Here is a 23,882-nt window from a genome sequence, read left to right on the forward strand (position 1 = left end):
AGGGGGTACCCGGCCATGACCGGTACACCCGTACGCCTCGACCTGTCCTCGCCCAGCCGGGGACCTCGTGGCAAGCCGCCCAAGCACTTCGTCGACCTCACGCCCGAGCAGCGGGTCGAGGCGGTCACCGAGCTCGGCGAGAAGCCGTTCCGCGCCAAGCAGCTGGCGACGCACTACTTCACGCACCTGACCAACGACCCGGCCCTGATGACCGACCTGCCGAAGGCGACGCGCGACAAGCTCGTCGAGGGCCTGTTCCCGCAGCTGCTCACGGCGCACCGGACGCAGACGGCCGACAAGGGCACCACGGTCAAGACGCTGTGGCACCTGTTCGACGGGGCCAAGGTCGAGTCGGTCCTCATGCGGTATGCCAACCGCACGACGCTGTGCGTGTCGAGCCAGGCGGGGTGCGGGCTCGCGTGCTCGTTCTGCGCGACGGGCCAGCTCGGCCTGACGCGGAACCTGTCCACGGCGGAGATCGTCGAGCAGGTCCGTGCGGCGGCGCGCTCGCTGGCCGACGGCGAGGTGCCGGGCGGCCCGACGCGCCTGAGCAACGTGGTGTTCATGGGCATGGGCGAGCCGCTCGCCAACTACAAGTCCGTGATGGAGACGGTCCGCCGCCTGGTGGCTCCGGCGCCCGACGGTCTGGGCATGTCGGCGCGGAACGTCACGGTCTCGACCGTCGGGATGGTGCCGGCGATGGACCGCCTCGCCAAGGAGGGCATCCCGGTGACCCTCGCGCTGTCGCTGCACGCGCCGGACGACGAGCTGCGCAGCGAGCTGGTCCCGGTGAACACGCGGTGGAGCGTGGACGAGGCGCTCGACTCCGCGCACCGCTACTTCGAGGTCACCGGCCGGCGCGTCTCCATCGAGTACGCGCTGATCCGGGACATCAACGACCACGCCTGGCGGGCGGACCTCCTGGGAGAGAAGCTCAACGCCCGCGGCCGCGGCTGGGTGCACTGCAACCCGATCCCGCTGAACCCGACGCCGGGCTCGAAGTGGACCGCGAGCGATCCCCGGGTCGAGCAGGAGTTCGTGGCACGCTTGCGTGCGCACGGGATCCCGACGACGATCCGGGACACCCGGGGCAGCGAGATCGACGGCGCCTGCGGACAGCTGGCAGCGGAGGAGGACGAGTGAGCGACGGGATGTTCCGGACCGTCTCGGGCTTCAAGCAGGGGTACGACCCGGACGAGGTCGACGACTTCTTCGCCCACGCACGGGCCGTGTACGAGCAGGGGCCGGCCTCCGGGCTGGCCAGCAAGGACGTCCGTGGCGTCGCGTTCGACATGGTGCGCGGCGGGTACGTGACCGCGGCGGTCGACGCGGCGCTCGACCGCCTGGAGGCCGCGTTCGTGGCCCGCGCCCGCTCGGAGTACATCGCGACGCGCGGCCAGCAGGGCTGGATGGACCACCTGAGCGAGCAGGCCCGTACGCTGTACGGCCGTCTGGGCCGTCCCGACGGTGACCGGTTCGCCCCGCCGGACGGCCGCCAGCAGGGGTACGAGCCGGCCGATGTCGACGCGCTCTGCCAGCGCCTCGTCGCCTACTTCGACAAGGGCACGCCGCTGTCGGCCGCGGAGGTCCGGTCCGCGACGTTCCGCCGCCGCAAGGGCCACAACGCGTACGCGGAGGGCCCCGTCGACGCGTTCCTGTCCCGCGCGGTCGAGGTGCTCCTCGGGGTCGAGTAGCTCCCGACGTGACGACGGCCGCGCCCCCCTGCGAGGGAGCGCGGCCGTCGTGTCCTCGCGCTGATCCTGCGCTCCGGACCAGCGCCGGGTCGTGAGGTGTCAGCCGTCCTCGCGCTTGAAGGTGCAGGTGCCGAACCAGAGGCCGACGGCGGCGAGCACGATCGTCAGCGCGGAGCCCCACAGCGCGACGGAGCTGCCGATGTCGCCGTCGAACTGGGCGCGGATGCCCGAGACCACGTGCTTGATCGGGTTGAGGTTCGAGAGCGTGTTGAGCCACGCGGGTGCCGATGCGGCCGTGATCGGCAGCAGGATCCCGGACAGCAGGAGCAGCGGCAGGGCGACCCCGTTCATCAGGGGAGCCAGGGCATCCTCGCTCTTGAGGGTGAGCGCCACGGCGTAGGACGCGGAGGCGAACGCGGCGGCGAGCAGCGCGGCGGTGACGATGCCGAGCACGATGCCCCAGAAGGGCGCCTCGAGCCCGAACAGGAACGCCACGGACACCAGGACGACGCCCTGGACGGCGACGACGATCACGTCGCGCAGCACGCGCCCGACGACGAGCGCGGAGCGGGGTGCGGGGCTGACGCGCTCCGCCTCGATGACCCCGTCGCGCCACTCGCCGATGAGCCCGAAGCCGACGAACAGGGCTCCGAACATGCCGAGCTGCACGAGCAGGCCCGGGACGAAGAGCTGGTACGCGTTGCTAGCGCCCAGCGCCGGGGCCAGCGGCTCGAGGAGCGGACCAAACAGGGACAGGTAGAGCACCGGCTGGAGCAGTCCCATGACGGCCCACACGGGGTTGCGCAGCGAGATCCGCATGGCCCGCCGGAAGACCGTGAGCGTGTCCCGGACGAAGGTGCTCCGGCTGCGCTGCTCGTCGGTGACGGCGGGGGAGGTGGCGGTGGCGGCGGTCATGCTGCTGCTCCTTCGGTGGGCTGCGCCGGGCTCTCTCCGTCGCGCAGGGACCGGCCGGTCAGGGTGAGGAAGACGTCGTCGAGCGTGGGGCGGCGCAGCTCGACGCCGTCCAGCTCGAGGCCTTCCGCGTCGAGCGTCCGGAGCAGACCGGTGAGCAGGGTGCGGCCCTGGGGGACGCGGACCTCGACCAGCGTGCCGTCGACCGTCGGGGTGTCGGCGCCGGGCAGCTGCGCGGCGACGGCGGCGATGCGGGCGACGTCGCCAAGCTGCGCGACGCTGAGCAGGACGGCGTCGCCGCTCACGCGCTGCTTGAGCTCCTCCGGGGAGCCCTGCGCGACGATCGCGCCGTGGTCGATGACGAGGATGCGGTCGCACAGGGCGTCGGCCTCGTCGAGGTAGTGCGTCGTGAGGAACACGGTGCTGCCGTGCTCGTCGCGCAGGCCACGCACGTGGGTCCAGAGGTTCGCGCGCGCCTGCGGGTCGAGGCCGGTGGTCGGCTCGTCGAGGAACACCAGCCGCGGCGTGTGGATCAGGCCTGTCACGATGTCGAGCCGGCGTCGCTGGCCGCCGGACAGCGAGGAGCACGTTCGGTCCCAGAGGCCGTCGAGCTCGAGCCGGGCGAACAGGTCGCGGCCGCGGGCGGTGGCGGCGGCGCGGTCGACGCCGTAGAGCAGCGCGTGGTCGACGACCTCCTCGCCGGCGCGCGCCTCTCCGGACGTGGAGCCGGACTGGGCGACGTAGCCGATGCGGCGGCGGACGGTGCCGGGGTCGCGCCGCAGGTCGGCGCCGGCGACGGTCGCCTCGCCGCGGGTGGGGCGCAGGAGGGTGGTGAGCATCCGGAGGGTGGTCGTCTTGCCGGCGCCGTTGGGGCCGAGGAAGCCGACGATCTCGCCGGCCTCGACGTCGAGGTCCACGCCGCGCACGGCGTCGACGTCCCCTCGTCGGGTCTGGTAGGTGCGGGCCAGGCCGCGGGCATGGATCATGCGGGGTTCTCCTTCGAGTGGAGACCCCAGTATTCAAGATGGACTATTACTCGTCATCCTTGACTATTACGTGTTCTCCTCGGCCATCGCGAGGACGACGCCCGGCCCTACGCCGGCGGCGCGCGCGATCTCGATCTGCTCAGGGGTCGGGGTCCACAGCGGCGGCTCGTCCTGGAACGCGTAGGCACCGCCTGCCAGCCGGTCGAGGTACTCCCCGGACCACGCCAGCTCGCCCCGGGTCCGGGCCATGATCAACCGGGGGACCTCGGTCGCGGTGTCCGGTGTGTCCTTCGCCTCGAGGATCTGGTCGATCTGCGTCGCGAGCACGGTGAGGTACTCCTCGAGCAGCTCGACGCGCGTCCGGACCGCCTGGACGACCTCGTCGCGGGGGAGGGCGAACGCCATGTTCACGGCCGTGAGGAACAGGGTCGGGTCGTCGGTCGTGACCAGGCCAGCGCGCACCAGCGCGAGGAACTCGGACTCGCCGGCGTCGGTCAGCCGGTACGTCGTCCGCGGCGGTCGCGGACCCGCAGCGGCGACGCCCACCTCCTCCAGCAGCCCCGAGCGCGTCAAGGACTTCAGCGCGTTGTAGATCGACCCCGGGTGCACGTGCGCCCACTGGTCGACCTCCCAGCTCACGAGCTCCCTGCGCAGGAAGTACCCGTGCACGGGTTGGAAGATGCGCACGCAGCCGAGCACGAGCAGGCGCGTCGAGGACCCCTGGGGCGTCGCAGGAGCGGACATGCGGCGATCCTGCCACGGGCGATGCACGAAGATGGGCAGCGTGACACAGCGCAGCGTCGTCCTCCTCGGGTCCACCGGCTCCATCGGCACGCAGGCCGTCGACGTCATCACCCGCAACCCCGACCGGTTCGCCGTGACGGGCCTGTCCGCAGGCGGCGGGGACGTCGACCTGCTCGCGCGGCAGGCCCGCGAGCTCGGGGTCTCGACCGTCGCGGTGGCCGACCCCCGCGCCGAGCAGCCCCTGCGCGACGCGCTCCCGGGCGTCGAGGTGCTGGCCGGCCCCGACGCGTCCACGGACCTGGCCGGGCGCGGCGCCGACGTCGTGCTCAACGGAGTCACGGGCTCGGTCGGTCTGGGGCCGACGCTCGCCGCGCTGCAGGCAGGTTCCACGCTCGCGCTGGCCAACAAGGAGTCGCTCGTCGTCGGCGGCCGGCTGGTGCACGCCGCGCGGCAGCGCCCGGACCAGATCGTGCCGGTCGACTCCGAGCACTCGGCCATCGCGCAGGCGCTGCGGGGCGGAACCCACGCCGAGGTCCGACGGCTGATCCTCACGGCGTCGGGCGGGCCGTTCCGCGGCTGGTCCCACGACGACGTCAAGGCGGTCAGCCCGCAGCAGGCGCTCGCGCACCCGACGTGGTCGATGGGTCCCGTGGTGACGATCAACTCCGCGACCCTGATGAACAAGGGCCTGGAGCTCATCGAGGCGCACCTGCTGTTCGACGTGCCGGTCGCGGACATCACCGTGGTGGTGCACCCCCAGTCGGTCGTGCACTCGATGGTCGAGTTCGTCGACGGCTCCACGCTGGCGCAGGCGTCGCCGCCCGACATGCGTCTCCCGATCGCCCTCGGTCTCTCCTGGCCGGACCGGGTCCCGCAGGTCGCGCCCCCGTGCGACTGGACGCAGGCCACGGCCTGGACGTTCGAGCCTCTGGACGAGGAGGTGTTCGCCGCGGTGCGGCTGGCCCGGGCGGCCGTCGCGACGTCCGCGACGCACCCTGCGGTCTACAACGCGGCGAACGAGGAGTGCGTCGAGGCGTTCCTGGCGGGGCGGATCGGGTTCCTCGACATCGTCACCACCGTCGAGCGGGTGCTCGGGGAGCACGACGGCACCCCGCCGGCCGACCTGACGCTCGACGCCGTCCTGGCTGCAGAGCGGTGGGCCCGCGCGCGCGCCCAGGAGATCCTGGCGCGCGCCTGACCGCTCAGTGCCCGAGGACCTGGCTCAGCAGGCCGCCCATGCGGCTGGGGTGACCTGTCCGGGCCTCCGTGCGGTCGGCCCACGCGGTCGCGCGTCGGGTCGCCGTGATGCCCGCCCACCGGATCGGCTCCGGCTCCCAGGCGGGGGAGCGGTGGTCGACCCACGGCAGCCGGACCAGGGGGCTGTCGGCCCCGGTGAGCAGGTCCGCGAGCGTCCTGCCCGCGAGGTTGGTCAGCGCGACACCGTCGCCGACGTAGCCGCCCGCCCACGCGATACCGGTCTCCAGGTCGAGCCCGACGGACGGGTGCCAGTCGCGCGGCACCCCGAGCGGACCGCCCCAGTGGTGGGTGATCTCGGCCCGGTCGAGCACGGGGAACAGGTCGACCAGCTCGTGCTCCAGGTGCGCGGCGACCGCGTCGACGCGGTCGTACGCGGGCCGGATGGCGGAGCGCACGTGGTAGGGCGCGCCCCGGCCGCCGAACGCGAGGCGGTCGTCGGTGGTGCGCTGGCCGTAGACGACGAGGTGCCGCGCGTCCGTGAAGGTCTGCCCTCGCGCCAGGCCGATCTGCGCCCAGACCTCGGGCGGCAGCGGCTCGGTGGCGATCATGTGGGAGTACACGGGCGCGACGTCGCGGTGCGACCCGGGCAGGTGTGCGCTCCAGGCCTCGGTCGCGCGGACCACCCAGCGGGCGCGGACGGTGCCGTGGTCCGTCACGACCGCACGCGGCGAGAGTCGCAGCGCGCGCGTCCCCTCGACCAGCCGGGCACCGCGCGCCAGGACGACGTCCAGCAGCCCGCGGACCAGCCGGGCGGGGTGCACCCGCGCGCAGTCCGGGGTGAACGAGCCGCCGACGGCACCGGACGCGCGGACGTGCTCGGCGACCCCGTCGGCGTCGAGCAGGTGCGACTCGTCGCCCCACCGCGCGTCGGCGGCGACGGCGTCGGCGACGCGTTCGAGCTGCGGTCGGTTGCGGGCGACCGTCACGGTGCCACCGAAGGTGAACCCGCAGTCGATCAGCTCCGCGGCGGCCACCCCACCGACCTCGACGACCGTGTCCCGCATCGCTGCGCGCATCGCCGCGGCGGCGTCGGGACCGTGCCGGCGGGCCAGCTCGTCGGCGGACACCGGCAGGAGCGCGGAGCACCAGCCGCCGTTGCGTCCGCTCGCACCGAAGCCGGCGACCTGCGCCTCGACGAGGAGCACGTCGAGCGACGGGTCCGCCTCCAGCAGGTAGTACGCGGTCCAGAGGCCGGTCAGACCGGCTCCGACGATGACGACGTCCGCCTGGTCGTCCCCGTCGAGCGGGTCGTGCGGGGCACGCTCCTCGACCTGCTCGGACCAGAGCGACCGACCCGTCACAGACGCGCCCAGGCGTCAGTGAGCACGCTGCGCAGGATGCCCGTGATCTCGTCGAACTCCGCCTGCCCGCACGTCAGCGGCGGGGCGAGCTGGATGACCGGGTCGCCGCGGTCGTCGGCGCGGCAGTACAGCCCGGCGTCGAACAGGGCGCCGGACAGGAACCCGCGCAGCAGCCGTTCGCTCTCGTCGTCGTCGAACGTCTCCCGCGTGACCTTGTCCTTGACCAGCTCGATCCCGTAGAAGAACCCCTCGCCGCGCACGTCACCGACGATCGGCAGGTCGAGCAGGGTCTCGAGGGTGCGCCGGAACGCGGGGGCCGACTCCTTGACGTGCGTGGTGATGCCCTCGCGCTCGAACAGGTCGAGGTTGGCGTTGGCCACGGCCGCGGAGACCGGGTGACCGCCGAAGGTGTAGCCGTGCGAGAACGACGCGCTGCCCGTCGCGAACGGCTCGTAGAGCTTGTCGGACGCGATGAGGGCGCCGATCGGGGAGTACCCCGACGTCATGCCCTTCGCGCACGTGATCATGTCCGGGACGTAGCCGAAGTCGTCGCACGCGAAGATCGAGCCGATCCGGCCGAACGCGCAGATGACCTCGTCGGAGACCAGGAGGACGTCGTACTGGTCGCAGATCTCCCGCACCCGCTCGAAGTAGCCCGGGGGCGGCGGGAAGCAGCCGCCGGCGTTCTGCACGGGCTCCAGGAACACCGCGGCGACCGAGTCGGGCCCCTCCATCTCGATGGCGTCACCGATCCGGTCCGCCGCCCACCGCCCGAACGCCTTCGGGTCGTCGCGCAGATGAGCGGGCGCCCGGTACTCGTTGGTGTTCGGCACCTTGTGGGCGCCGGGCACCAGCGGCTCGAACTGGGCCTTGAGCGTCGGCAGCCCGGTGATCGACAGCGCGCCGTGCGTGGTGCCGTGGTACGCGATCGACCGCGAGATCACCTTGTACTTGTTCGGCTTGCCGGTGAGCTTGAAATAGTTCTTCGCCAGCTTCCAGGCGGTCTCGACGGCCTCGCCGCCGCCGGTGGTGAAGAACACGTGGTTGAGGTCGCCCGGGGCGTAGGCCGCCAGCCGCTCCGCGAGGTCGATCGCCTGCGGGTGCGCGTACGACCACAGCGGGAAGAACGCCAGCTTCTCGGCCTGCACGCGGGCGACCTCGGCGAGCTCGGCGCGCCCGTGCCCGGCCTGCACGACGAACAGCCCCGAGAGGCCGTCGATGTACTGGCGGCCCTGGTCGTCCCAGATGTGGTGACCCTGGCCGCGCACGATCGTCGGGACGCCGTCGTCCCAGGCGCTCTGTCGGGTGAAGTGCCCCCACAGGTGCGCCCGGGCAGCCTCCGAACGGGGCGTCCCGGCGGGAGTCGTGCTCATCTGGTCCCCCAGTTGTAGAGCTGCTTGCGCAGCTTCAGGTAGACGAACGTCTCGGTGGTCCGCACCCCGGGGAGCGTGCGGATCTTCTGGTTCAGCACCTCGAGCAGGTGGTCGTCGTCCTCGCAGACGACCTCGCACAGCAGGTCGAAGCCGCCCGCGGTGATCACGACGTAGTCGACCTCGGTCATCGCCGCGAGCGCGTCCGCGACGAGCGACAGGTCACCCTCGCACCGCAGGCCGATCATCGCCTGCCGCGAGAAGCCCACCTGCAGCGGATCGGTCACCGCGACGATCTGCATGACCCCGGAGTCGGTGAGGCGCTGGACGCGCTGGCGCACCGCGGCCTCGGACAGCCCGATCGCCTTGCCGATGGTGGCGTACGGTCGCCGACCGTCCTCCTGGAGCTGTTCGACGATGGCCTTGGAGACGTCGTCGAGTGCCGGGTGCCCCGGTGCTGGTCTGCGTGTGCCCACCTGCCGATGGTGGTGCGCGTCGCGTCTCAATGCAAGAGAACCGCGCGCCGGGAGCAAAGGATTTCGTCGTGACATGCCGCGGGAACTTCTGATTCCGGCGTCAACAGGGGTCCTCTCAGCCGAATGGGGCACCAGGGGCTCCCGCGGCGGCGCGTTGCGGCGTAGCGTGCGGCGCACCGACTGTGAGGAGAGCACCCGTGAGCCAGACCGCCGACCTGATCGAGCTGCGCAACGTGATCGGGGGCGCCCAGCGGCCCTCCGCGGACGGTCGCACCACGTCGGTGGTCGACCCGTCGACGGGTCAGGAGTACGCACGCGCGCCCCTGTCCGGCGCACAGGACGTCGACGCCGCGTACGACGCCGCGTCGGACGCGTTCACCACCTGGGGCCGCACCACCCCGGCGGAACGCCAGCTGGCGCTGCTGCGCCTCGCCGACGCGATCGAGCAGCGTGCCGACGAGTTCGTCGCCGTCGAGTCCCGCAACACCGGCAAGCCGCTGCACCTGACCGCCACCGACGAGGTCCCGCCCTGCGTCGACCAGCTGAGGTTCTTCGCCGGCGCCGCCCGCGTGCTCGACGGGCTGAGCGCGGGGGAGTACATGGCGGGTCACACGTCCTGGGTGCGACGCGAGCCGGTCGGGGTCGTCGGCCAGGTCACGCCGTGGAACTACCCCCTGATGATGGCGATCTGGAAGATCGCCCCGGCGCTCGCGGCGGGCAACACGATCGTCCTGAAGCCGTCGGACACGACGCCGGCCTCGACGCTGCTGCTCGGCCAGGTCGCCAACGAGGTCCTGCCGCCCGGCGTGCTGAACATCGTCTGCGGCGACCGCGACACGGGCCGCGCCCTGGTCTCCCACCAGCGCCCCGACATGGTGGCCATCACGGGTTCGGTGCGCGCCGGCTCCCAGGTGGCGGCTGCGGCTGCGGCGAACGTCAAGCGTGTCCACCTGGAGCTGGGCGGCAAGGCGCCGGTCATCGTCTTCGCCGACGCCGACCTCGCCGCTGCCGCCGAGGGCATCGCGGGCGCCGGGTACTACAACGCCGGCCAGGACTGCACGGCGGCGACCCGCGTGCTCGTGCACGCGTCCGTGCACGACGACTTCGTCGCGGCGCTCGCCGAGGCCGCCCGCGGGCAGCGCACCGGTGTGCCCAGCGACCCGGACGTCGCGTTCGGGCCCGTGAACAACGCCCTGCAGCTCGACCGGGTCACGGGCTTCCTCGACCGGCTCCCGGACCACGCGTCGGTCGTGGCGGGCGGTCACCGCGTGGGGGACGTCGGGTACTTCGTCGAGGCGACCGTGGTCTCGGGGCTGAAGCAGGACGACGAGGCGGTGCAGGAGGAGATCTTCGGGCCGGTCATCACCGTGCAGACGTTCACCGACGAGGACGAGGCCGTCACGCTGGCCAACGGCGTGCGGTATGGCCTGTCGAGCTCGGTGTGGACGCAGAACCACGGCCGGGCGCTGCGCGTGTCCCGCGCACTGGACTTCGGGGTGGTGTGGATCAACACCCACATCCCGTTCGTGGCGGAGATGCCGCACGGCGGTTTCAAGCACTCCGGGTACGGCAAGGACCTGTCGATGTACGGGTTCGAGGACTACACCCGCATCAAGCACGTGATGTCTGCTTTCGACGCCTAGGTCGACGGATCCCGGGGTCGCATGTTCCGTGCGTGCAACATTTTCGTTGCGGACGGGTTCTGATGCGACGGATTCCTTGCTGGACAGCCGTCCGTTTGCGAAGATCCAGCGACCCGCCGTGCAGCACGGCGCCCGTCGGCACCTAGGAGCACCATGAGCCCCCACCGTCGCCCCGCCCCCGCCGACCCCCGGGTCCGGGCGCTCGTCGCCCGGGCGTCGCACCGCGGCGGGATGTCCCGGCGGTCGTTCCTCGTCGCTGCCCTGGGCACCGCGGGGGCCGGCGCGCTGCTCGCGGCGTGCGGCACCGGGTCGCCGTCCTCGGCCGCGTCGTCGGCGGAGGACCTCTCCGACAGCGACAAGATCGTGCGCTGGGCCAACTGGACGCAGTACCTCGACCAGGACGAGGAGGGGACCAGCTACCCGTCGCTCCAGGCGTTCGAGGAGCAGTCGGGCCTGAAGGCCACCTACGCCGAGGACATCGACGACAACGACGCGTTCTTCGGGAAGGTCTCCGGTCAGCTCAAGAACGGTCAGGACATCGGCTACGACATCGTCACCCTGACCGACTGGATGGCGGCCAGGATGATCCGCCTGGGCTACACCCAGGCGCTCGACAAGTCGCGCATGCCGAACGCGGACAACATCCTGCCCGGTCTGGCGAACGTCGACTTCGACCCGGCGCGCACGCACTCCCTCACGTGGCAGTCCGGCTTCGCCGGGCTCGCGTGGGACAAGGAGAGGGTGCCGGGCGGCCTGCACACGCTGTCGGACCTGTGGGCCCCCGAGCTGGCGGGCCGCGTCGAGGTGCTCTCCGAGATGCGCGACACGATGGGGCTGATCATGCTCGACCAGGGCGTCGACCCCGCGGGCAGCTGGAGCGACAGCGACTTCTACGCAGCGCTCGAGGTGCTCAAGGAGAAGATCGACTCCGGCCACATCCGGCAGGTCCGCGGCAACGCGTACACCCAGGACCTGGCCTCGGGCGACGCGATCGCGGTCATCGGCTGGTCCGGGGACATCACCTCGCTCAACTACGAGGCCGACGACAAGTTCGAGTTCGCGATCCCGGAGGCCGGCGGGACGCTCTGGAGCGACAACATGATGGTGCCGATCGGCTCGCCGTACCTGAGCAACGCCGAGGACCTCATGAACTACTACTACGACCCCGAGGTCGCCGCTCAGGTCGCCGCCTGGGTCAACTACATCACCCCGGTGCAGGGAGCCCAGGAGGCGATGATGGCCATCGACCCCGAGCTCGCCGAGAACCCGATGATCTTCCCCACCGACGAGATCCTGTCCAAGGTCAGTGTGTTCCGGACGCTCAGCCCCGACGAGGAGGAGCGGTACAACGGCGAGTTCCTCACCGTGATCGGCGCATGACGAGCACGTCGTCCGCCGTGACGGCGGACGCGACAGGTGCGGGCGGGGCCGCGCTCGAGCTCGAGGGCGTGACCAAGGCGTTCGGGCAGTTCGTCGCGGTGGACGACCTCACCCTCACGGTCCCGTCCGGCTCGTTCTTCGCGCTCCTCGGCCCGTCCGGGTGCGGCAAGACCACGACGCTGCGCATGGTCGCCGGGCTGGAGCAGCCCACCGCGGGGACCATCGCCCTCGGTGGTCGGGACGTGACCGGCACCCGCGCGCACCAGCGTCCGGTGAACACCGTGTTCCAGAGCTATGCGCTGTTCCCGCACCTCACGGTCGGTGAGAACGTGGCGTTCGGGCTGAAGCGCTCGAAGGCGAAGGACGTGGCCGCGCGGGTGGTCGACGGTCTCGACCTGGTCGAGCTGGGTCACCTGGCCGACCGCAAGCCGGCCCAGCTCTCCGGCGGTCAGCAGCAGCGCGTGGCGCTCGCCCGCGCCCTGGTGAACCGGCCGGCGCTCCTGCTCCTGGACGAGCCGCTGGGCGCCCTGGACCTCAAGCTCCGCCGCCAGATGCAGCTCGAGCTCAAGCGCATCCAGACCGAGGTGGGCCTGACGTTCGTGCACGTGACGCACGACCAGGAGGAGGCCATGACGATGGCCGACACGGTCGCCGTGATGAACCACGGCCGGATCGAGCAGCTGGGCTCGCCGGCGGAGCTGTACGAGCTGCCGCGGACCGCGTTCGTCGCCAACTTCCTCGGCCAGTCCAACCTCGTCGCCGGCACGGTCACCGAGCGGCTCACGAAGCGCGGCCTGCTCGGGGTCGACGTGCGCGGAACGCGTGTCCTGGTCCCGGCGGCGCGCGCGGTGCGCACGGACGGCGCGGTGCTCGTCGGGGCGCGGCCGGAGAAGATGCGGCTGCTCGTCGGGGACCAGACGCCGGGACGCGGCGAGAACGTGCTCGGTCCGGGGACCGTCACCGACGTCTCGTTCCTGGGCGTGAGCACGCAGTACCAGGTCGAGATTCCCGGCCTCGGGACGTTCGGCGTCTTCGCGCAGAACCTGGTCGGGGGTGCCACGGTCACGGTCGGGACGTCCGCGCGGCTGGCCTGGGCGGTCGACTTCACGTTCGGGCTGGACGGCGCGCAGGCTCGCGACGACGGCGCGGTCGACCTGGACGACGAGCTGTGAGCATCACGGCCGCGCTCGGCGACAGCGTCGCGGGTGTCGCCGCCGAGCCCCCGCGCCGCCGCGCACGTCGGGCCCACCTGGTCCTCCTCGGACCGGGGCTGATCTACCTGGTGCTGTTCTTCGTCGTGCCCGTCGGAGCCCTGCTGGCGACGTCGCTCTACGTGCCGGTGCCCGGTGGGGACGTGGGGGAGTACCAGCCCGCGTTCCACTGGCAGAACTACGTCGACGCGCTCGCCCAGTTCTGGCCGGCCCTGCTGCGCTCGTTCTGGTTCGCGTTCTTGGCGACGGTCGCCGCGCTGGTCATCGGCTACCCGATGGCGTACGTCATCGCGGTGCGGGCCCGGGGGCGCAAGCTCCTCCAGGGCCTGCTGCTCGTGCTGGTCGTCGCGCCGTTCTTCACCAGCTTCATCCTGCGCACGATCGCGTGGAAGCAGATCCTGGCCGACGACGCCTTCGTCGTGACGGCGATGCACTTCCTGCACCTGCTGCCTGCCGACGCCCGGCTCACGGCCACCCCGTTCGCGGTGGTCAGCGGCCTGACCTACAACTTCCTGCCGTTCATGGTGCTGCCCATCTTCGCGGCCCTGGAGCGGCTGGACCCCCGGCTCCTGGAGGCCGGCGCGGACCTGTACGCGTCACCCGTCACGACGTTCCGGACGGTCACCTGGCCGCTGTCGATGCCGGGGGTGGTCGCCGGCACGCTGCTCGTGTTCATCCCGGCGGCCGGTGACTACGTCAACGCGTCGCTGCTCGGGAACAACACCAACACGACGATGATCGGGCAGGTCATCGACGCCCGGTTCTTCAAGGTCCTCGACTACCCGACGGCGGCGTCCTTGTCGGTGGTGCTGATGGTCGCGATCCTGGTCCTCGTCGGCGCGTACGTCCGGCGCTCGGGGACGGAGGACCTGCTGTGACGGCCGTCCTCGACCGGGCGGGGGAGTCGACGGCCGCGCCCTCCCCGGTGCGCACGCCGCGTCGTCAGCGCCGGCGTCTCGGAGACGTGATCGTCCCGGTCTTCGCCGCGCTCGCGTTCGTCTACCTGCTCGTCCCGGTGGCGTACACCGTCGTGTTCTCGTTCAACGACGCCGGCAAGACCAACCTCGTGTGGCAGGGCTTCACGCTGGACAACTGGCAGAACCCGTGCGGTGCTCCGCAGGTGTGCGAGGCGTTCGCCAACTCGCTGCAGGTCGGCGTCGTCTCGACGCTGATCGCGACCGCGCTCGGCACGCTGGTGGCGATCGCGCTGGTCCGGTTCCGGTTCCGAGGGCGCGCCTCGGCCAACCTGCTGATCTTCCTGCCGATGTCGACGCCCGAGGTCGTGCTCGGCGCGGCGCTGCTCGCGCAGTTCCTGACCCTGCGCGTCCCGCTCGGCTTCGGCACGGTCGTCGCAGCCCACGTGCTGTTCTGCATCAGCTTCGTGGTCGTCACCGTCAAGGCGCGCGTCGCCAGCCTGGACCCCGCGCTCGAGGAGGCAGCCGCGGACCTGTACGCGTCGCCGTGGCAGGCCTTCTGGCGCGTCACCTTCCCGCTGCTGATCCCGGGCATCGCCGCGGCGGCGCTGCTCGCGTTCAGCCTGAGCTTCGACGACTTCATCGTCACCAACTTCACGTCCGGCAGCTACACGACGTTCCCCAAGTTCGTCTACGTCTCGGCCACCCGGGGCATCCCGCCGCAGGCCAACGTGATCAGCTCGTTCATGTTCGTCCTGGCCCTCGCGATCGTGGTGCTGGTCCAGGTGCTCGGCTACGCCCGGAGCAAGAAGCTCCGGGGACGATGACGTCGGAGGCTGGTCTCGTGCGGATCCTGGTGGTCGGAAGTGGCGGGGTGGGCGACGCGGTGGCGCGGATCGCGGCGCGACGGTCCTTCTTCGAGCGGATGGTCGTGGCGGACGTGGACCTCGCGCGTGCGCAGCGCACGGTCGAGGCGGCGAGCTCGCACGACGCGGTGGGCGACCGGTTCGTCGCCGCGGTCGTCGATGCGTCGAGCGCGGCTGCCGTGGAGGCCCTGGTGCGCGAGCACGGCGCGACGCACGTGCTCAACGCCGTCGACCCGCGGTTCGTGCTGCCGATCTTCGAGGGCGTGCGGGCGGCGGGCGCCCACTACCTCGACATGGCGATGTCGCTGTCCCGCGCGCACCCCGACCGCCCCTACGAGCTCCCCGGCGTCAAGCTCGGCGACGAGCAGTTCGCGCAGACCGCCGACTGGGAGGCTGCCGGACAGCTGGCCCTCGTCGGCATCGGTGTGGAGCCGGGCCTGTCGGACGTGTTCGCGCGGTACGCCGCCGACCATCTCTTCTCCGCGATCGACGAGCTCGGTGTGCGCGACGGCGCCAACCTCGAGGTGCTCGGCGACGACGGCGAGCCGATCTTCGCGCCCTCGTTCTCCATCTGGACGACGATCGAGGAGTGCCTCAACCCGCCCGTGATCTGGTCGGCGGACCGCGCGGAGGCCGGAGCCGGGCTCGAGGACGGCTGGTTCACCGTCGCCCCGTTCCACGAGCCGGAGGTGTTCCGGTTCCCCGACCCGATCGGGGACGTGGAGTGCGTGCACGTCGAGCACGAGGAGGTCCTCCTCATGCCCCGCTGGGTGGACGCCCGGAAGGTCACGTTCAAGTACGGGCTCGGCGAGGAGTTCATCGGCGTGCTCCGGACGCTGCACCGCCTGGGCCTGGACCGGACGGAACCGGTGACCGTCCGCGGCGTGCAGGTCAGCCCGCGTGACGTGGTCGCCGCGGCGCTGCCCGACCCCGCGACCATCGGCCCGCGCATGACGGGGTCCACGTGTGCCGGCCTGCTGGTGACGGGCACGGGCGTCGACGGCGCACCGCGCGAGGTGTACCTGTACCACCTGGTCGACAACGCGTGGTCGATGGCGGAGTACGGCGCGCAGTGCGTCGTGTGGCAGACCGCCGTGAACCCGGTCGTCGCGCTCGAGCTCCTCGCCGCCGGCACGTGGTCCGGGACGGGTGTGCTCGGCCCGGAGGCGTTCGACGCCGTCCCGTTCCTCGAGCTCCTCGCCGCGCCGAGCCCGGCGGGCTACGGCTCGCCGTGGGGGATGGAGGAGCGCGTCCCCGCCTAGAGGGCGCGGAGAGCGTCCTCGAGCACCGTCAGGGCCTCGTCGAGGAGGTCGTGCCCGATCACGAGCGGCGGGAGCAGCCGCAGCACGTTCCCCCAGGTGCCGCACGTGAGCACCAGGACACCCTGTGCCGCGCACGCCGCCGCGACCTGCTGGGCGGCGGCCTTGTCGGGCTCGAGCGTCCCGGGCCGGACCAGCTCGACCGCGAGCATCGCGCCACGGCCGCGCACGTCCGCCAGCGCCGGGACCTCGTCGCGCAGAGCCGTCAGCCGGGGGACGACGGCCGCCTCGATCGCCCGCGCGGCGGCTGCCAGGTCGTCGCGCTCGTAGATCTCGAGCGCTGCCAGGGCCGCTGCGCACGCCAGGGGGTTCCCGCCGAACGTGCCGCCCAGCCCGCCCGCGTGCACGGCGTCGAGCAGCTCGGCCCGCCCGGTCACGGCACCGAGCGGCAGCCCGCCCGCGATGCCCTTCGCCATCGCGACGAGGTCGGGGACGACCTCCTCGTGATCCATCGCGAACATCGCGCCCGTACGCGCGAACCCGGTCTGCACCTCGTCCGCGACGAGCACGATCCCGCAGTCGGTCGCCCACGCCGCGAGCGTCGGCAGGAACCCGGGCGCCGGGACGACGAAGCCGCCCTCCCCGAGGATCGGCTCGACGACGAGCGCGGCCACCTGGTCGGCGCCCACCTGGCGCTCGGCCACGCCGATGGCCCGCAGCGCGGCCTGCTTGCCGGTCATCCCCGCGGGGTCGCGCAACGGGTACGACGCCGGGATGCGGTAGACCTCGCCGGCGAACGGCCCGAAGCCCGTCTTGTAGGGCATGGCCCGCGCGGTCATGGCCATCGTGAGGTTGGTGCGGCCGTGGTAGGCGTGGTCGAGCACGAGGACCGCAGGCCGGCCGGTGGCGCGGCGCGCGATCTTCACGGCGTTCTCGACGGCCTCCGCGCCGGAGTTCACGAGGACGGAGCGCTTGTCGTGGTCGCCGGGGGTGACCCGCGCGAGGCCTTCGCACACGGCCACGTACTCCTCGTACGGGCTGATCATGAAGCAGGTGTGCGTGAAGTCCGCCGCCTGTGCGGCGACCGCCGCGGTGACCTCCGGTGCGCTCGCCCCGACGGACGTGACCGCGATGCCGGAGCCCAGGTCGATGAGCACGTTGCCGTCGACGTCCTCGATCACGGCGCCCGCCGCGCGGCTCACGTAGACCGGCAGCGTCGACGAGACCCCGGCCGCGACAGCAGCCGCGCGGCGGGCCCCCAGGGCGACCGAGAGGGGTCCCGGGATCGGCGTGGTCAGGACGCGGCGCTGCTCCAGCGGAGGCACCGGGGTGGAAACGGTGGTCATAGGGGGACGCTAGTGCCGATCTCGTGCTCGGGAAAGCAACCCACGACGAAATCCGCCGAGCGGCAGAACGGGCCCGTCCGCGTCCGATCGAGTGACCCCAGCGTGGGTTCAGGAGGTTCTCAGGGTTCGGGGGGAAGATGTCCCCCGCGAGGGTCGAGCAGGCCCCGCTCCCGCGCGTGCGTGCGGGCCGCTGATGGAGGGGTCGATGGAGTACCTGGGCGCTGTACTGGTCGTGGTCGTCGTGCTGCTGCTGTCCATCGGGCTGCACGAGATCGGTCACATGGTGCCCGCCAAGCGCTTCGGCGTCCGCGTGAGCCACTACATGGTGGGCTTCGGCCCCACGCTCTGGTCGCGCACCAAGGGCGAGACGGAGTACGGCCTCAAGGCGATCCCGCTCGGCGGCTACGTGCGGCTCGTGGGGATGTACCCGCCCGACGCAGCGGTGGGCAACCCTCCGGCGCGCACCTGGCTCGGCCGGCTCGCCCGTGACGCCCGGCAGGCCAGCGCCGAGGAGATCCGTCCCGGCGAGGACGCCCGCGCCTTCTACCACCTCTCGACGCCCAAGAAGCTGGTCGTCATGCTCGGCGGGCCCGTGATGAACCTGGTCATCGCGGTCTTCCTGATGGCGATCGTGCTCGTCGGCATCGGTCTGCCGACGTACACGCCGAACCTCGCGAGCGTGTCGACGTGCGTGATCCCGGTCGGCGCCGACCAGTCGCGCGAGTGCACCCCGGCCGACGAGGCCGCACCAGCCGCCGCGGCCGGCATCGAGCCCGGCGACACCGTCGTGTCCTACGACGGGACGCAGATCACGTCCTGGGACCAGCTCTCCGGCCTGATCCGCGGCACGGCCGCCGAACCCGTCCCGATCGTCGTCGAGCGCGACGGCGAGCTGGTGGACCTCACGATCACCCCCATCGTCGCCGAGCGTCCCGTCTACGACGAGAACGACGTCCTGGTCGTGGACAGCGCCGGTGAGCCCGTGACGGAACCTGTCGGGTTCCTCGGCATCACCCCGACGCAGGAGATGGTCCGGCAGTCCCCGCTGGCCGTCGTCGGCGCCGTGGCGGACACGACCTGGCGGACGATCGAGGTCGTCGCCACCCTGCCGGCCCGTGTCGGGGACCTCGTCGAGGCGCAGGTGAACGGCACGCCCCGGGACACCAGCAGCATCGTCGGCGTGGTCGGCATCGGCCGGTTCGCGGGGGAGATCGCCTCGACCGACGGCATCGAGTGGCAGCTCAAGACCGCGGCCCTCCTCCAGATGCTCGCCGCGCTGAACGTCGCGCTGTTCGTCTTCAACCTCATCCCGCTCCCGCCGCTCGACGGCGGGCACGTGGCCGCTGCTCTCTGGGAGGGCGGCCGACGGCAGGTCGCGCGCCTGCGTGGGCTGCCCCGGCCCGGTCCGTTCGACTCGGCCAAGCTGGTCCCGCTCGCCTACTCGGTGTTCGTCCTGCTCGGCGCGGTCGGGCTGCTGCTCATCTACGCCGACATCGTGAACCCGGTGCAGATCTGACCGGTGGGAACCCTGGGGTGATCTCGTGCACACCGGCCTTCCCGGGCGGGCGCGTCACCTCGCGGGTGCGATGATGAACCCGTGAGCATCCCGATCAGCCTCGGCATGCCGGAGGCGCCCCCGTTGGTCCTGGCACCCCGGCGCAAGACCCGCAAGATCAAGGTCGGCAAGATCGACGTCGGCGGCGACGCCCCCGTCAGCGTCCAGTCGATGTGCACGACGCAGACGACGGACATCAACTCGACGCTGCAGCAGATCGCGGAGCTGACCGCCGCCGGCTGCGACATCGTCCGGGTGGCCGTCCCGACGCAGGACGACGCCGACGCGCTTCCCGCGATCGCCCACAAGTCGCAGATCCCCGTGATCGCGGACATCCACTTCCAGCCGAAGTACGTGTTCGCCGCGATCGACGCGGGCTGTGCCGCGGTCCGCGTGAACCCGGGGAACATCCGCAAGTTCGACGACCAGGTCAAGGAGATCGCCCGCGCGGCGACCGACGCGGGCACGTCGATCCGGATCGGCGTCAACGCCGGCTCCCTCGACCCGCGCCTGCTCGCCAGGTACGGCAAGGCCACCCCGGAGGCGCTCGTCGAGTCCGCCGTGTGGGAGGCGTCGCTGTTCGAGGAGCACGGCTTCCGCGACTTCAAGATCTCGGTCAAGCACAACGACCCCGTGATCATGGTCCGCGCGTACGAGCTGCTGTCCGAGCGCGGCGACTGGCCCCTGCACCTCGGCGTGACCGAGGCCGGCCCGGCGTTCCAGGGCACCATCAAGTCCGCGACCGCGTTCGGCGCCCTGCTGAGCAAGGGCATCGGCGACACCATCCGCGTGTCCCTGTCCGCGCCGCCGGTCGAGGAGGTCAAGGTCGGGATCCAGATCCTGCAGTCCCTCAACCTGCGCCCTCGCAAGCTCGAGATCGTCTCATGCCCGTCGTGCGGCCGCGCCCAGGTCGACGTCTACTCGCTCGCCGAGCGCGTCACCGCTGGGCTCGAGGGCATGGAGGTGCCCCTGCGCGTCGCCGTCATGGGTTGCGTCGTCAACGGTCCGGGGGAGGCCCGCGAGGCCGACCTCGGGGTCGCGTCCGGCAACGGCAAGGGTCAGATCTTCGTCCGCGGCGAGGTCATCAAGACCGTGCCCGAGGCGCTCATCGTCGAGACGCTCATCGAGGAGGCCATGCGCCTGGCCGAGAGCATGGACCCCGTCGAGTCCGGCGACGGTTCGCCGGTCGTCACTGTCGGCTGACAGGTGCTGACGCCCGGCGTTCACTCGATCGACGTGTCGGACAGGGGGTGAACCGGACGCCCGTGGTGCAGGATCTACCCATGGTGCAACGCCGCGCTGCTCTGCTCGACGGTCGGGCGGGAGGTCGGGTCCTCGGGGACGTCGACCTCACCGCAGCCCTGGCCGTCTGCGCACGGGACGCGGTCGGCTCCGTCCTCGCGACCGCCCGGCTCGAGCAGGCCGTCGGGCGGAGCCTGCGTGCCGCAGGCGGGACCCTCTGGGGCTACGAGGAGGGCGGCGAGCTCCTCGGCATCTGCTACGCCGGCGCGAACATGGTCCCGGTCGTGCCCGTCGACGACCCGCACGTCGTGAGCCGCGCGCTCGACGCCTTCGCCGGGCTCGCGCGCGGTCAGGGGCGGCGCTGCTCGTCGATCGTCGGGCCCGCCGAGGCGGTCCTCGGGCTGTGGAACAGGCTCCGCTACTACTGGCCGGCCGCGCGGGAGGTCCGGGACGACCAGCCCTCGATGGTGATCGAGCACGCCCCGCTGATCACCGCCGACGCCCGCGTCCGCCGGTCGCTCCCGGAGGAGTTCGACATCGTGCTCCCGGCCTGCGTCCGGATGTTCACCGAGGAGGTCGGCTACTCGCCCGTCAGCGGCCCCGGCGGACCGTACGAGACGCGGGTGCACGGTCTGATCGCCCAGGGGCGCTCGTTCGTGCGGGTCGACCAGCCCGGTGACGTCGTGTTCAAGGCCGAGCTCGGTGCGGTCGCCGGGGGAGTGGCGCAGGTCCAGGGAGTCTGGGTGGCGCCCGACCGGCGCGGCGAGCGGCTGTCCGAGGCCGGGATGGCCGCCGTGGTGCAGATCGCCCGCGGCGAGGTCGCGCCGCTGGTGTCCCTCTACGTGAACAGCTACAACACGCGGGCGCTCGCGGCCTACCGCGCGGTGGGTTTCCGCCAGGTCGGGACGTACGCGACCGTCCTGTTCTGACGCTCGGCGCAGCAGCCGCGGAGCCTCAGCGCAGCAGCCGGGACATCCGCCGGTCCGCGAGCGGCTTGCCGCCCGTCTGGCAGGTCGGGCAGTACTGCAGCGACGAGTCCGCGAACGACACCTCGTGCACGGTGTCCCCGCACGGCACGTCGTCCCATCCCGGACAGGGTTCACCGGTGCGCCCGTGCACCTTCATCCCGCGCCGCTTCGAGTCCTTGAGCTCGGCTGCGGGCTTTCCCGACGACGCCGTGACGGCGCCGGTCAGCACCTCGCGGATCGCCTCCCACAGGACGCGCGTCCGGTCGGCGTCGAACGACCTCGTCATCGCGAACGGGCTCATCCGAGCGGCCAGCAGGATCTCGTCCGAGTAGGCGTTGCCGATCCCCGCGAGCGTCCCCTGGTCGCGCAGCAGGCCCTTGACCTGCTGGTTGCGCGACGCGAGCAGCTCCGCCAGGCGGTCCTCGGTGAACTCGTCGGAGAGCGGCTCGACGCCCAGCGTCGCGATCTGCGGGACGTCGGTGGGGTCCTCGACGACGTGCACCGCGAGCCGCTTGCGGGTGCCCGCCTCGGTGAGGTCGAACCCGGAGCCGTCGTCGAGACGCACCCGCAGCGCGAGCGGTGACTTGCCGGGCCGCACCGGGTTGGTCGACAGCTGCTCGGACCAGCGCACCCAGCCCGCGCGCGACAGGTGCCAGATGAGGTGCAGCGGCTCGCCGGTCGACCGGACGACCATGAGGTCCAGCCACTTGCCGTGCCGCTGCACGTCGACCACGGTGCCGCCGACGAGCGCGTCGGGCGGTGGCCGGAACGTCTTGAGCGCGCTGATCGCGCCGATCGACACCTCGGTCACGGCGTGGCCGTCCGCCCGCCCGCGCAGGAACTGCGCGAGCGCCTCGACCTCGGGAAGCTCTGGCACGGGCCCATCGTGGCGTACGCCGGAATCCCGTGCGAGCCACCACGGCGAGGGAACTAGGCTCCGTCCATGCTCATCCGCCTGTCCCAGCTCTTCTTCCGCACGCTGCGGGAGGACCCGGTCGACGCCGAGGTCGCCAGCCACCGTCTGCTCGTGCGCGCGGGCTACATCCGTCGCGCCGCGCCCGGCATCTACACCTGGCTGCCGCTGGGCCTGCGGGTGCTCGCCAAGGTCGAGCAGGTCGTCCGCGAGGAGATGGCCGCGGCCGGCGCGCAGGAGGTGCACTTCCCGGCGCTGCTGCCCAAGGAGCCGTACGAGGCGACGGGCCGCTGGACCGAGTACGGGCCGAACATCTTCCGGCTCAAGGACCGCAAGGGCGGTGACTACCTGCTCGCGCCGACGCACGAGGAGATGTTCACGCTGCTCGTCAAGGACCTGTACTCGTCGTACAAGGACCTGCCCCTCGCGCTCTTCCAGATCCAGACCAAGTACCGCGACGAGGCGCGCCCGCGTGCGGGCCTCATCCGCGGCCGCGAGTTCATCATGAAGGACGCGTACTCGTTCGACGTCGACGACGCCGGGCTCGAGGCCTCCTACCAGGCGCAGCGTGACGCGTACCGGCGCATCTTCGACCGGCTCGGCCTCGAGTACGTCATCGTCGCGGCCACGTCCGGCGCGATGGGTGGCTCGCGCTCCGAGGAGTTCCTCACGCCGACCGCGATCGGCGAGGACACGTTCGTGCGCTCGCCGGGCGGCTACGCGGCGAACGTCGAGGCGGTCACCACCGTCGTGCCCGACGCGATCCCGTTCGACGACGCACCCGCGGCCCACGTCGAGGACACGCCGGACACGCCGACGATCGAGACGCTCGTCGCGGTCGCCAACGAGAAGTTCGCGCGCCCGGACCGGGCGTGGACCGCCGCCGACACGCTCAAGAACGTCGTCCTCGCCCTCGTGCACCCGAGCGGCGAGCGCGAGCTGCTCGTCGTCGGCCTGCCCGGGGACCGCGAGGTCGACCTCAAGCGGCTCGAGGCCGCCGTCGCACCGGCCGAGGTCGAGGCCGCCGGCGACGCCGACTTCGCACCGCACCCGGAGCTGGTCCGCGGCTACCTCGGACCCGATGTCCTCGGCCCGAACGTCCCGGTCGCGGACGGCCAGGAGCGCACCGCGATCAGGTACCTGCTCGACCCGAGGGTCGTGCCGGGCACCCGGTGGATCACCGGCGCCAACGAGCAGGGCAAGCACGTGTTCGACCTCGTCGCCGGCCGTGACTTCACGGCCGACGGCACCGTCGAGGCGGCCGAGGTCCGGGCGGGCGACCCGGCGCCGGACGGTTCCGGTCCGCTCGAGCTCGCGCGCGGCATCGAGATCGGCCACATCTTCGCGCTCGGGCGCAAGTACGCCCAGGCGCTCGGCCTGACGGTGCTCGACCAGAACGGCAAGGCGCAGGTCGTGACGATGGGCTCGTACGGCATCGGGGTCACCCGCGTGCTCGCCGCGCTCGCCGAGGCGAACAACGACGAGCGCGGGCTGGCCTGGCCGGCGCACGTCGCCCCGGCGCACGTGCACGTCGTCGCGACCGGCAAGGACCCGGCCGTGTTCGAGGCCGCCGACGCGCTCGCCACCGAGCTGTCGTCGCGCGGTGTCGAGGTGCTCTACGACGACCGCCCCGGCAAGGTCTCGCCCGGCGTGAAGTTCGCCGACGCCGAGCTGCTGGGCGTCCCGCTGGTGGTCGTCGTCGGCCGCGGGCTGGCCGAGGGCGTCGTCGAGGTGCGTCCGCGCGTCGGCGGCACGACCGAGCAGGTGGCGGTGGCGGAGGCCGCGGACCGCGTGGAGGCCCTGGTGACGGAGCTCCTCACCGCCTGACCTGGTCGGGACGTCCGA

Annotated in this window: 21 protein-coding genes; 13 read left to right on the plus strand and 8 right to left on the minus strand. The window is 72.1% G+C overall.

Translation table 11 applies throughout. The features are described 5' to 3' along the window. The first annotated feature begins 15 nt into the window (after positions 1–15). Positions 16–1,143: a dual-specificity RNA methyltransferase RlmN gene (rlmN, locus tag CTE05_RS13335; protein ID WP_146846805.1), complete on the plus strand. Its 1,128-nt coding sequence runs from the start codon at positions 16–18 to the stop codon at positions 1,141–1,143. Continuing rightward, positions 1,140–1,694: a DivIVA domain-containing protein gene (locus tag CTE05_RS13340; protein ID WP_146846806.1), complete on the plus strand. Its 555-nt coding sequence runs from the start codon at positions 1,140–1,142 to the stop codon at positions 1,692–1,694. Before rlmN ends, CTE05_RS13340 begins: the two co-directional genes overlap by 4 nt. 99 nt (positions 1,695–1,793) lie before the next feature. Here CTE05_RS13340 and CTE05_RS13345 read toward each other — a convergent pair whose 3' ends face one another. From CTE05_RS13345 to CTE05_RS13355, 3 genes are all read right to left on the minus strand, one after another. Next, positions 1,794–2,609, minus strand: a complete 816-nt coding sequence (locus CTE05_RS13345; protein WP_146846807.1) for an ABC transporter permease — start codon at positions 2,607–2,609, stop codon at positions 1,794–1,796. Beyond that, positions 2,606–3,592 carry an ATP-binding cassette domain-containing protein gene (locus CTE05_RS13350; RefSeq protein ID WP_146846808.1) on the minus strand — a complete coding sequence of 329 codons (987 nt, stop codon included), beginning with the start codon at positions 3,590–3,592 and terminating at the stop codon, positions 2,606–2,608. The genes CTE05_RS13345 and CTE05_RS13350 overlap by 4 nt, the downstream gene beginning before the upstream one ends. Positions 3,593–3,658: 66 nt before the next feature. Further along, positions 3,659–4,336 carry a PadR family transcriptional regulator gene (locus tag CTE05_RS13355; protein ID WP_146846809.1) on the minus strand — a complete coding sequence of 226 codons (678 nt, stop codon included), beginning with the start codon at positions 4,334–4,336 and terminating at the stop codon, positions 3,659–3,661. Between the two features lie 40 nt (positions 4,337–4,376). Here CTE05_RS13355 and dxr point away from each other — a divergent pair, with 40 nt between their 5' ends. Then, complete coding sequence (dxr, locus tag CTE05_RS13360) at positions 4,377–5,534, plus strand: 1-deoxy-D-xylulose-5-phosphate reductoisomerase (RefSeq protein ID WP_222595484.1); 1,158 nt, start codon at positions 4,377–4,379, stop codon at positions 5,532–5,534. A gap of 4 nt (positions 5,535–5,538) precedes the next feature. Here dxr and CTE05_RS13365 read toward each other — a convergent pair whose 3' ends face one another. Genes CTE05_RS13365 through CTE05_RS13375 form a run of 3 tightly spaced genes read right to left on the minus strand, consistent with a single transcriptional unit; the run spans position 5,539 to position 8,740 of the window. After that, the gene (locus CTE05_RS13365) at positions 5,539–6,894 is read right to left on the minus strand and encodes an NAD(P)/FAD-dependent oxidoreductase (RefSeq protein ID WP_246123593.1); all 1,356 of its coding nucleotides are present in this window, start codon (positions 6,892–6,894) and stop codon (positions 5,539–5,541) included. After that, positions 6,891–8,267, minus strand: coding sequence for an aspartate aminotransferase family protein (locus tag CTE05_RS13370; protein WP_146846812.1), 1,377 nt, complete (start codon positions 8,265–8,267; stop codon positions 6,891–6,893). The genes CTE05_RS13365 and CTE05_RS13370 overlap by 4 nt, the downstream gene beginning before the upstream one ends. Continuing rightward, positions 8,264–8,740 carry an Lrp/AsnC family transcriptional regulator gene (locus tag CTE05_RS13375; RefSeq protein WP_246123595.1) on the minus strand — a complete coding sequence of 159 codons (477 nt, stop codon included), beginning with the start codon at positions 8,738–8,740 and terminating at the stop codon, positions 8,264–8,266. Before CTE05_RS13375 ends, CTE05_RS13370 begins: the two co-directional genes overlap by 4 nt. A 197-nt stretch (positions 8,741–8,937) precedes the next feature. Between CTE05_RS13375 and CTE05_RS13380 the strand changes: the two genes are divergently transcribed. The 6 genes from CTE05_RS13380 to CTE05_RS13405 all read left to right on the plus strand — a co-directional run bounded on the left by CTE05_RS13380 (position 8,938) and on the right by CTE05_RS13405 (position 16,016). Beyond that, positions 8,938–10,383: a gamma-aminobutyraldehyde dehydrogenase gene (locus CTE05_RS13380; protein WP_146846814.1), complete on the plus strand. Its 1,446-nt coding sequence runs from the start codon at positions 8,938–8,940 to the stop codon at positions 10,381–10,383. 153 nt (positions 10,384–10,536) lie between these two features. Beyond that, positions 10,537–11,763, plus strand: a complete 1,227-nt coding sequence (locus tag CTE05_RS13385; protein ID WP_146846815.1) for an ABC transporter substrate-binding protein — start codon at positions 10,537–10,539, stop codon at positions 11,761–11,763. Next, positions 11,760–12,935, plus strand: coding sequence for an ABC transporter ATP-binding protein (locus CTE05_RS13390; protein ID WP_146846816.1), 1,176 nt, complete (start codon positions 11,760–11,762; stop codon positions 12,933–12,935). Before CTE05_RS13385 ends, CTE05_RS13390 begins: the two co-directional genes overlap by 4 nt. Then, positions 12,932–13,852 (plus strand): ABC transporter permease, encoded by a 921-nt coding sequence (locus CTE05_RS13395; protein WP_371863371.1) that lies wholly within the window; start codon positions 12,932–12,934, stop codon positions 13,850–13,852. Before CTE05_RS13390 ends, CTE05_RS13395 begins: the two co-directional genes overlap by 4 nt. 86 nt (positions 13,853–13,938) lie before the next feature. Beyond that, a complete protein-coding gene (locus CTE05_RS13400; RefSeq protein ID WP_246123607.1) occupies positions 13,939–14,715 on the plus strand; it encodes an ABC transporter permease in 777 nt (258 codons plus the stop codon). A gap of 17 nt (positions 14,716–14,732) precedes the next feature. Further along, on the plus strand, positions 14,733–16,016 hold the full coding sequence (locus CTE05_RS13405; RefSeq protein ID WP_146846855.1) for a saccharopine dehydrogenase family protein: 1,284 nt from the start codon (positions 14,733–14,735) through the stop codon (positions 16,014–16,016). Here CTE05_RS13405 and gabT read toward each other — a convergent pair. After that, positions 16,013–17,359, minus strand: a complete 1,347-nt coding sequence (gene gabT, locus CTE05_RS13410; RefSeq protein WP_146846817.1) for a 4-aminobutyrate--2-oxoglutarate transaminase — start codon at positions 17,357–17,359, stop codon at positions 16,013–16,015. The genes CTE05_RS13405 and gabT overlap by 4 nt on opposite strands. A 205-nt stretch (positions 17,360–17,564) precedes the next feature. Here gabT and CTE05_RS13415 point away from each other — a divergent pair, with 205 nt between their 5' ends. From CTE05_RS13415 to CTE05_RS13425, 3 genes are all read left to right on the plus strand, one after another. Further along, positions 17,565–18,875 (plus strand): M50 family metallopeptidase, encoded by a 1,311-nt coding sequence (locus CTE05_RS13415; protein ID WP_146846818.1) that lies wholly within the window; start codon positions 17,565–17,567, stop codon positions 18,873–18,875. Between the two features lie 81 nt (positions 18,876–18,956). After that, entirely contained in the window at positions 18,957–20,117 is a 1,161-nt protein-coding gene (ispG, locus tag CTE05_RS13420; protein ID WP_146846819.1) for a flavodoxin-dependent (E)-4-hydroxy-3-methylbut-2-enyl-diphosphate synthase, read from the plus strand. A gap of 80 nt (positions 20,118–20,197) precedes the next feature. Continuing rightward, complete coding sequence (locus tag CTE05_RS13425; protein ID WP_146846820.1) at positions 20,198–21,085, plus strand: GNAT family N-acetyltransferase; 888 nt, start codon at positions 20,198–20,200, stop codon at positions 21,083–21,085. Positions 21,086–21,110: 25 nt separating this feature from the next. On the opposite strand, the gene CTE05_RS13430 is transcribed toward CTE05_RS13425, so the two are convergent. Continuing rightward, a complete protein-coding gene (locus CTE05_RS13430) occupies positions 21,111–22,001 on the minus strand; it encodes a DNA-formamidopyrimidine glycosylase family protein (protein ID WP_146846821.1) in 891 nt (296 codons plus the stop codon). Positions 22,002–22,067: 66 nt separating this feature from the next. Between CTE05_RS13430 and CTE05_RS13435 the strand changes: the two genes are divergently transcribed. Next, positions 22,068–23,864 (plus strand): proline--tRNA ligase, encoded by a 1,797-nt coding sequence (locus CTE05_RS13435; protein ID WP_146846822.1) that lies wholly within the window; start codon positions 22,068–22,070, stop codon positions 23,862–23,864. The last annotated feature ends 18 nt before the right edge of the window (positions 23,865–23,882 follow it).

The sequence above is a fragment of the Cellulomonas terrae genome (genome assembly GCF_007990265.1).
Taxonomy (GTDB): domain Bacteria; phylum Actinomycetota; class Actinomycetes; order Actinomycetales; family Cellulomonadaceae; genus Cellulomonas; species Cellulomonas terrae.

What these genes read in the sequence shown, in the direction of transcription:
- CTE05_RS13415 (WP_146846818.1), top strand. Translation starts at nt 17,565, where the DNA reads ATGGAGTACCTGGGCGCTGTACTGGTCGTGGTCGTCGTGCTGCTGCTG.
- CTE05_RS13370 (WP_146846812.1), bottom strand. Translation starts at nt 8,267, where the DNA reads ATGAGCACGACTCCCGCCGGGACGCCCCGTTCGGAGGCTGCCCGGGCG.
- CTE05_RS13435 (WP_146846822.1), top strand. Translation starts at nt 22,068, where the DNA reads ATGCTCATCCGCCTGTCCCAGCTCTTCTTCCGCACGCTGCGGGAGGAC.
- CTE05_RS13425 (WP_146846820.1), top strand. Translation starts at nt 20,198, where the DNA reads ATGGTGCAACGCCGCGCTGCTCTGCTCGACGGTCGGGCGGGAGGTCGG.
- CTE05_RS13350 (WP_146846808.1), bottom strand. Translation starts at nt 3,592, where the DNA reads ATGATCCATGCCCGCGGCCTGGCCCGCACCTACCAGACCCGACGAGGG.
- CTE05_RS13390 (WP_146846816.1), top strand. Translation starts at nt 11,760, where the DNA reads ATGACGAGCACGTCGTCCGCCGTGACGGCGGACGCGACAGGTGCGGGC.
- gabT (WP_146846817.1), bottom strand. Translation starts at nt 17,359, where the DNA reads ATGACCACCGTTTCCACCCCGGTGCCTCCGCTGGAGCAGCGCCGCGTC.
- CTE05_RS13355 (WP_146846809.1), bottom strand. Translation starts at nt 4,336, where the DNA reads ATGTCCGCTCCTGCGACGCCCCAGGGGTCCTCGACGCGCCTGCTCGTG.
- CTE05_RS13385 (WP_146846815.1), top strand. Translation starts at nt 10,537, where the DNA reads ATGAGCCCCCACCGTCGCCCCGCCCCCGCCGACCCCCGGGTCCGGGCG.
- CTE05_RS13345 (WP_146846807.1), bottom strand. Translation starts at nt 2,609, where the DNA reads ATGACCGCCGCCACCGCCACCTCCCCCGCCGTCACCGACGAGCAGCGC.
- rlmN (WP_146846805.1), top strand. Translation starts at nt 16, where the DNA reads ATGACCGGTACACCCGTACGCCTCGACCTGTCCTCGCCCAGCCGGGGA.